Source organism: Bartonella sp. HY406, from assembly GCF_025449315.1.
Taxonomy (GTDB): domain Bacteria; phylum Pseudomonadota; class Alphaproteobacteria; order Rhizobiales; family Rhizobiaceae; genus HY038.
This window is the reverse complement of record NZ_CP104893.1, coordinates 2,732,542-2,740,000: the sequence shown is the minus strand read 5'-3', so window position 1 is coordinate 2,740,000 and position 7,459 is coordinate 2,732,542. Positions and strand designations below refer to the sequence as shown.

Genomic DNA, 7,459 nt, shown 5'->3' with positions numbered 1-7,459 from the left:
TGAAAAGCACCCCGACGAGGGGAGTGAAATAGATCCTGAAACCGAATGCCTACAAACAGTCGGAGCCCAAGATTAGTTCTGGGTGACGGCGTACCTTTTGTATAATGGGTCAGCGACTTAGTCTGACGAGCAAGCTTAAACCGATAGGTGTAGGCGTAGCGAAAGCGAGTCTGAACAGGGCGTTCAGTTCGTCGGATTAGACCCGAAACCGAGTGATCTAGCCATGAGCAGGCTGAAGGTAAGGTAACACTTACTGGAGGGCCGAACCCATATCTGTTGCAATAGATCGGGATGACTTGTGGCTAGGGGTGAAAGGCCAATCAAACTCGGAAATAGCTGGTTCTCCGCGAAATCTATTTAGGTAGAGCGTTAGTTGTATTCTCCAGGGGGTAGAGCACTGGATGGGCTAGGGGTCCTCACCGGATTACCAAACCTAACCAAACTCCGAATACCTGGAAGAACTGACTAGCAGACACACGGCGGGTGCTAACGTCCGTCGTGGAGAGGGAAACAACCCTGACCACCATCTAAGGTCCCCAAGTTATGGCTAAGTGGGAAAGGATGTGAGGATCCCAAAACAACCAGGATGTTGGCTTAGAAGCAGCCATCATTTAAAGAAAGCGTAACAGCTCACTGGTCTAAATAAGGGTCTTTGCGCCGAAAATGTAACGGGGCTAAAGCCATACACCGAAGATGTGGATTTACACGTAAGTGTAAGTGGTAGCGGAGCGTTCCATAAGCCTGTGAAGGGATACCCGTGAGGGATCCTGGAGGTATTGGAAGTGAGAATGCTGACATGAGTAACGATAAAGGGAGTGAGAGACTCCCTCGCCGAAAGTCCAAGGGTTCCTGCTTAAAGTTAATCTGAGCAGGGTGAGCCGGCCCCTAAGACGAGGCCGAAAGGCGTAGTCGATGGGAACCACGTTAATATTCGTGGGCCTGTGGGAAGTGACGGATTGCGTAAATTGTATCATCTTATTGGATTGATGATGCAGTGAAGCAGTTCCAGGAAATAGCTCCCACATTATAGACCGTACCCGAAACCGACACAGGTGGACCGGTAGAGAATACCAAGGCGCTTGAGAGAACTATGTTGAAGGAACTCGGCAAATTGCACGCGTAACTTCGGAAGAAGCGTGACCCTTTAGCGGGCAACCGTTAGGGGGTGGCACAGACCAGGGGGTAGCGACTGTTTACCAAAAACACAGGGCTCTGCGAAGTCGCAAGACGACGTATAGGGTCTGACGCCTGCCCGGTGCTGGAAGGTTAAGAGGAGATGTGCAAGCATTGAATTGAAGCCCCAGTAAACGGCGGCCGTAACTATAACGGTCCTAAGGTAGCGAAATTCCTTGTCGGGTAAGTTCCGACCTGCACGAATGGCGTAACGACTTCCCCGCTGTCTCCAACATAGACTCAGTGAAATTGAATTCCCCGTGAAGATGCGGGGTTCCTGCGGTTAGACGGAAAGACCCCGTGCACCTTTACTATAGCTTTACACTGGCATTCGTGTCGACATGTGTAGGATAGGTGGTAGACTTTGAAGCAGTGGCGCCAGCCATTGTGGAGTCTTCCTTGAAATACCACCCTTATCTACATGGATGTCTAACTGCGTTCCGTTATCCGGAACCAGGACCGTGTATGGTGGGTAGTTTGACTGGGGCGGTCGCCTCCTAAAGAGTAACGGAGGCGCGCGATGGTGGGCTCAGAACGGTCGGAAATCGTTCGCTGAGTGCAATGGCATAAGCCTGCCTGACTGTAAGACTGACAAGTCGAGCAGAGTCGAAAGACGGTCATAGTGATCCGGTGGTCCCGTGTGGAAGGGCCATCGCTCAACGGATAAAAGGTACGCCGGGGATAACAGGCTGATGACCCCCAAGAGTCCATATCGACGGGGTTGTTTGGCACCTCGATGTCGACTCATCGCATCCTGGGGCTGGAGCAGGTCCCAAGGGTATGGCTGTTCGCCATTTAAAGCGGTACGTGAGTTGGGTTCAGAACGTCGTGAGACAGTTCGGTCCCTATCTGCCGTGGGTGTAGGAATATTGATAGGATCTGTCCCTAGTACGAGAGGACCGGGATGGACGTATCTCTGGTGGACCTGTTGTGGCGCCAGCCGCATAGCAGGGTAGCTATATACGGAAGGGATAACCGCTGAAGGCATCTAAGCGGGAAACCCACCTAAAAACGAGTATTCCCATGAGAACCGTGGAAGACGACCACGTTGATAGGTCAGGTGTGGAAGTGTGGTAACACATGAAGCTTACTGATACTAATCGTTCAATCGGCTTGATCGTTCCCATTACCTATATCCAGTTAATAAAAAGCAGAAAATCAAAACCAGCTTCAATTCGTTCATGCCTTTCGCCGACCTGGTGGTTATGGCGGAGCGGCTGCACCCGATCCCATTCCGAACTCGGCCGTGAAACGCTCCAGCGCCAATGGTACTTTGTCTTAAGACACGGGAGAGTAGGTCGCTGCCAGGTCTGCAAAATGCATGATTGAATACTATCTCTTCACCATCAAAACACCCTTATTAATCTATCTGATCATGCTTAAATAACAACGCAAATACATCAATCAGATAATGACTTTGCTCGATTATCAATAATACTTCTAGCAAAGACTATAGGTGACGCGGGGTGGAGCAGCCCGGTAGCTCGTCAGGCTCATAACCTGAAGGTCGTAGGTTCAAATCCTGCCCCCGCAACCAATAAAATTCTTACAAAGTTAATAATTATTGGAATTTAATTATCACTGGCGCGAAGACTTTATCTTCGCTGGTGAGGTAGCTCAATGTTCTCAAAGCTCACTAAACCAAAAAGGTCGTCAGTGAAAATCATCATGACCCAAAAAATATAACTATAATCCAAGAAAAATATTATCTTTATATATCATAACCGCCACATAGCCTGAATTCGTGCGCCCCCTTCTTCATGGCGTTAACCGTTTAAGGCGCGGATGACTACTTTCAATCCCTTATGATAATATTTGCGTAGCGTAATGAATGTGCTTATCCCGAAGTAACCTATCTTCGCTTAGTGCCACGAGAAGTATTTTAAAAGGATTAAGAAAAGCCTCTGCTGAGTCTGTTGCAATCTCTTAAGTTCCCAAAAGCCAATCATCTTTGTAGGCTATGAAAAATAAGGGAATGGCAACACCTTGAACGCTTGATGCTTTGTTAGAAAATCAATAAAAATATCGTTGTTAACAATTACACGATAGGTATATCTACGCAAAACTAAGCCCCGCCGCTTAACATTGATGTGAGTCTCAACCATGGGAATAGAACCGCAATGGGGCATGTGTTAAAATTTCGCGATCGTTTTTATTTTTCGGCGCATATTTCAATATCCAACTGTTGACCGCGCTATGATTGACCTTAATACCGCGCGCGAATAACGGCTCTTAATATGCTTATGGCTTAAATAATAAGGAAGATACTCGTTGGTAGCCCAAGTAATGATCATTGCATCAAAGTGATCAACTATTAAAATGGGTGTTAAAACCATTCCTTGCGCGATGAAATAATTTGTTGTTTAATTTCTTTTAGCATCTATGGCTTTCTAAAATAGGTAGGCATAGTCTCAAATTTTCTTATTTTTTACGTAAACACAGATTGCCAATAATATTTGTGACCAAACTGATTTTTAGTCAGAGGAAATAAAGATGAGTAAGATTTTCACACCGTCTGAAATAATGCGGGCTCAACGTCCCCAGCTTTTTTCGGATAGTGTATGCACTGATGCTTATAGATTGAGCGAAGCCGAATTAAGCCATCATTTAGATACGCTCACTGATCGCAACCAGCACAAGGATTTCGAGGTATTCTGTCGTAAATTAGGCGAACGAGAACTTTGTCCCAACCTTCGCCCTCAAACAGGGCCAGAAGGTGGTGGAGATGGCAAGGTAGACACCGAGACCTACCCAGTTGACAGCAGTGTTTCGGAGCGTTGGTATGTTGGCGATGGAATAAGTGGTTCTGAGCGATGGGCATTTGCATTTAGTGCCAAAAAAGCTTGGTCTGATAAGGTGCGATCTGATGTTAAAGGAATTGTTGAAACGCAACGTGGTTATAATCGGATTATTTTCTTTACGAATCGGGCGGCGCGTCAACGTGATCGACTTCGCATAGAAGACGAATTGTTCAGCCAATATGGAGTTAAGGTCACCATTTTTGATCGTGAGTGGATCATCGACCGTATATTTTCTCACGACCATAAAGACTTAGCCCATAAATATTTGCAAGCAGGAGAATATCAACCGGACGCCATCAAGTTAGGACCAAGAGATTTTGAACGCCAGCAAAAACTTGATGAACTTGAAGTCAGGCTTAAAAAGTCGAGTTCGACCACGCAAGAGCAAATGCAGGCGGTGGAAGATAGTTTGGAGGCCGCTTTACTCTCAAGATCCCTTGAAAGGCCACGTTATGAAACAGATGGGCGTTTCAAGCGTGCAATTGATTATGCTAAAAAATACGGCGCAAGCTATCACCATTTAAACGCGGTGTACGAATATGCTTGGGCAGTATTTTGGTGGTTTGATGACATCGAGACTATGCAAGATCAGTATGGAAAAGTTGAGACTATCGCTTTTGCAAGTGAGCAGGCGGGGCATATTGCTAAGGTTTTTCGTCTCTATCAGCTTTTAATCGGTCGGGTGTTGCGATGTCATGAGACTGCTGGGGAAGTACTTTTGATTGACAGGTCAAAACGGTTGAAAGCAAAGCTTCTAGAACTAGCTGCTGATAACTCCAAGCCAAACAATGCTCTGCATGCTGAAACATTACTTGTTTTGCATCGTATGTGGCAAATCTTAATTTCTAAAGAAAAGGGAAACTTAGATGAAATCTGGGGAGAGCTTTGTGGAATTATTGATAGAGCTGTAGGTTTAGGAGAGTTTCCGGCTGATATGATTGAAGAGGTGGTTAATGCGATTAGCGAGAGTTCCCCCGACAGCCAGATGTTTGATACCTTGGTGGAAAAAACTGCAGAATTTATGGCCGAACGAAGTAGAGAGATTAAGGCTGGGGAAATGTATTTGCAGCAAGGTAAGCTCAAGCTTAATGCTGAAAAGGCAATCGAGGGCATAAAATGGCTTGGTCGTAGTGTCGTCTATCTTTCGAAGGCGGAATGCCGAGAGGAACAAGCCGAGGCGCTCAACCACCTAGCCGCAGCATATGGTGACGTTGGTCTTTTTTGGGCGGCGCGGGCGAGCGCCTTAGCATCAATCGTACAATATCTGGCGTTGTCGGAAAGTGAAGGCTGTTTACGGGTCGAAATGATTTCGGTGCTTAGCCTATTTGTAAGGCTATCTTTACAATTAGGTCATGTTCTAGATGTACTGAGTAGCATTCAATTTTTACATGCTATTGAGAACATTACTCCTTTAGATGAACAAAGCAAAAAGATGCTTAAGAACGAGTTTACTAATTTAGATCAGCTGTTTGCTTGCTTAATTATAATTCAATCTTCAGTAGATATTCGCAGACTGGAGAGCCTGCCGGATATTTTAGATTGTCTCGCACTGCCTTTAACTCGCTTTGCTCTTCTTTACCGCCTCGGCTATCTTGACGAGCTAAAGTCAGACGGTTCAATTCCCGATGGTACAGAGGATCATGAAATCCATGAAATGATGAAGTTGATGGCTTCACAACTAGCTTGCAGTAGCTTTCCATACAAAATAGTAATCTTAGATAATGGATTTAATAATGTGTCCACTAAGATATTGGGCGTGATGATTAATGTTGAAACCTCTAATACGCTTGAAGGATTCCTGCAGGCAGAAACTTACGCTACGGTATTTGAAGCATTTGCAGCGACATTACTCAGCGCAAAGGCTTTTCCTCTCACTGAAAAGCTCACAGTTCGGGTTCGACAATTAGATACCATTGAGGAAGCCTCTGTTGAAGTGAGTGATGATTTTATGATGGAGGTTTGTGTTCCCACAAATTGGTCTCTTTTGGAAATGAATAATCTTTTAATTTACAATCAACATCTAGTTTCTTTCTGCATCCATGCTTTGATGAATGTCGCTATGTTATCGGACGCAGCTAAGACGATTGAAGACTTAGTAAAAGGTGAAAATATTCTGGAGCGCGCGACATTGTTTTGCCGCGCAGGCATCTTTAGAAGTAGGGTATTTGGAACACATGTGGGTCGCATTTCTGACTGGAGTGATTATATTAATAGGACTTTTTCAGGTTTATCAAGTGAGCATACTCGGCCTACAACAATTGAATTGCCACCACTGACGAGCGAAAATGAAGAAGTCATACCGCAGTTTGTCGATGAAATTCGTAGTCACGATGATATTATCGTTCGAGCAAACGTTAATCCAAGACTTTGGGATGCCGCCGAATGGAAAGGTATGGTGTACGGTGTGATGAAGCTAGGACATCCACCAGTTGTCGGTCTAACATTTTCAAATGGTCAAAAGGGTGAGGCTATTTTTAAAAATTGGCGCGAGCGCTTTGGTAATGAGGACCACAATGAAGAAATCTACATATCTGTAATTAGAGGCATAGATCAACAAAACCCATTTTACTATAGGGTGCATATTACGCATAATTTTGATGCTTTGCCAGAGAAAAAGGGAAAGATGGTTGTAAATACATCAAGAATGAATACCATGATGGTAAATGATCATAAAAATCTTGAAATGTTCTGCCATCATCTGAATGCCTGCGGTGCTTATGTCCTTGTACCGGCTATTTTGAGTGAGGCTGGTTTGTACGAGTTTCGAATGGAGCTTGGGATCATTAAGCGTAAATTTTGTTTAAGGGAAGCATGGCAGATTGGAGCAAATGACATAGATAGGATAGCTATACGGCCTGACGACGATGTTATCATACCCAAAGAGGAAAACTCTCCACCGATTCATGAGCTTATCAAGTTTCGTGAAAAACAACGGGACACGAAGAACAATTGATGTTTTACATATATGCTATTCTAAATAAATTAAATTACTGTTATTTTCAAAACTGTGCGAAATAATAAACGCCCTATAATTAGCTTAAAAATAGACGTTTATATGGTGAGGAAACAAAAGATGTGGAGCTGACACCTAAGATTGCGATTTGAGGATGATTTGGATTTGTCAGGGAACTGCTTAGGTAATCCAATATTCGAACCTCTTTATTCTTTGAGGAATAAACTGAAATGTTTTTTAGGAACTTGCGTTTACATTACCCATAAATTTGGGTGTGTGTTGTATGCACAGTGGTATTTATCATAGCGCCTAAATTAATTTGTGGAAAGATTTGGCCGTCTGTCTTAATAATGCCAAAGGTAACCACTTTGCCTGCCGCCCTTGACATTGCATATTTTTGTGATGAACACCTAAATAACATTCATTCAATTTCATTTCACCTGTAAACTGCGCCACACATTTTATTATTTATCGACAATTGAACGCAGTTATTTACGGAAGAAACCTATTATAGTTTTGCTATAAATTACTA

1 protein-coding gene, 1 tRNA gene and 2 rRNA genes (1 of these 4 cut by a window edge) are annotated in these 7,459 nt (G+C 44.1%); all 4 read left to right on the top strand.

The window, feature by feature from the left end; translation table 11 throughout:
• A 23S ribosomal RNA gene (locus tag N6B01_RS11615) occupies nucleotides 1-2,294 on the top strand (it extends 519 nt beyond the left edge of the window).
• 74 nt (nucleotides 2,295-2,368) lie between these two features.
• Nucleotides 2,369-2,483, top strand: a 5S ribosomal RNA gene (gene rrf / locus N6B01_RS11610).
• A gap of 150 nt (nucleotides 2,484-2,633) precedes the next feature.
• Nucleotides 2,634-2,710 (top strand) — tRNA-Met (locus tag N6B01_RS11605).
• A gap of 956 nt (nucleotides 2,711-3,666) precedes the next feature.
• Nucleotides 3,667-6,927 (top strand): type 1 periplasmic-binding domain-containing protein, encoded by a 3,261-nt coding sequence (locus N6B01_RS11600; protein WP_262078877.1) that lies wholly within the window; start codon nucleotides 3,667-3,669, stop codon nucleotides 6,925-6,927.
• The last annotated feature ends 532 nt before the right edge of the window (nucleotides 6,928-7,459 follow it).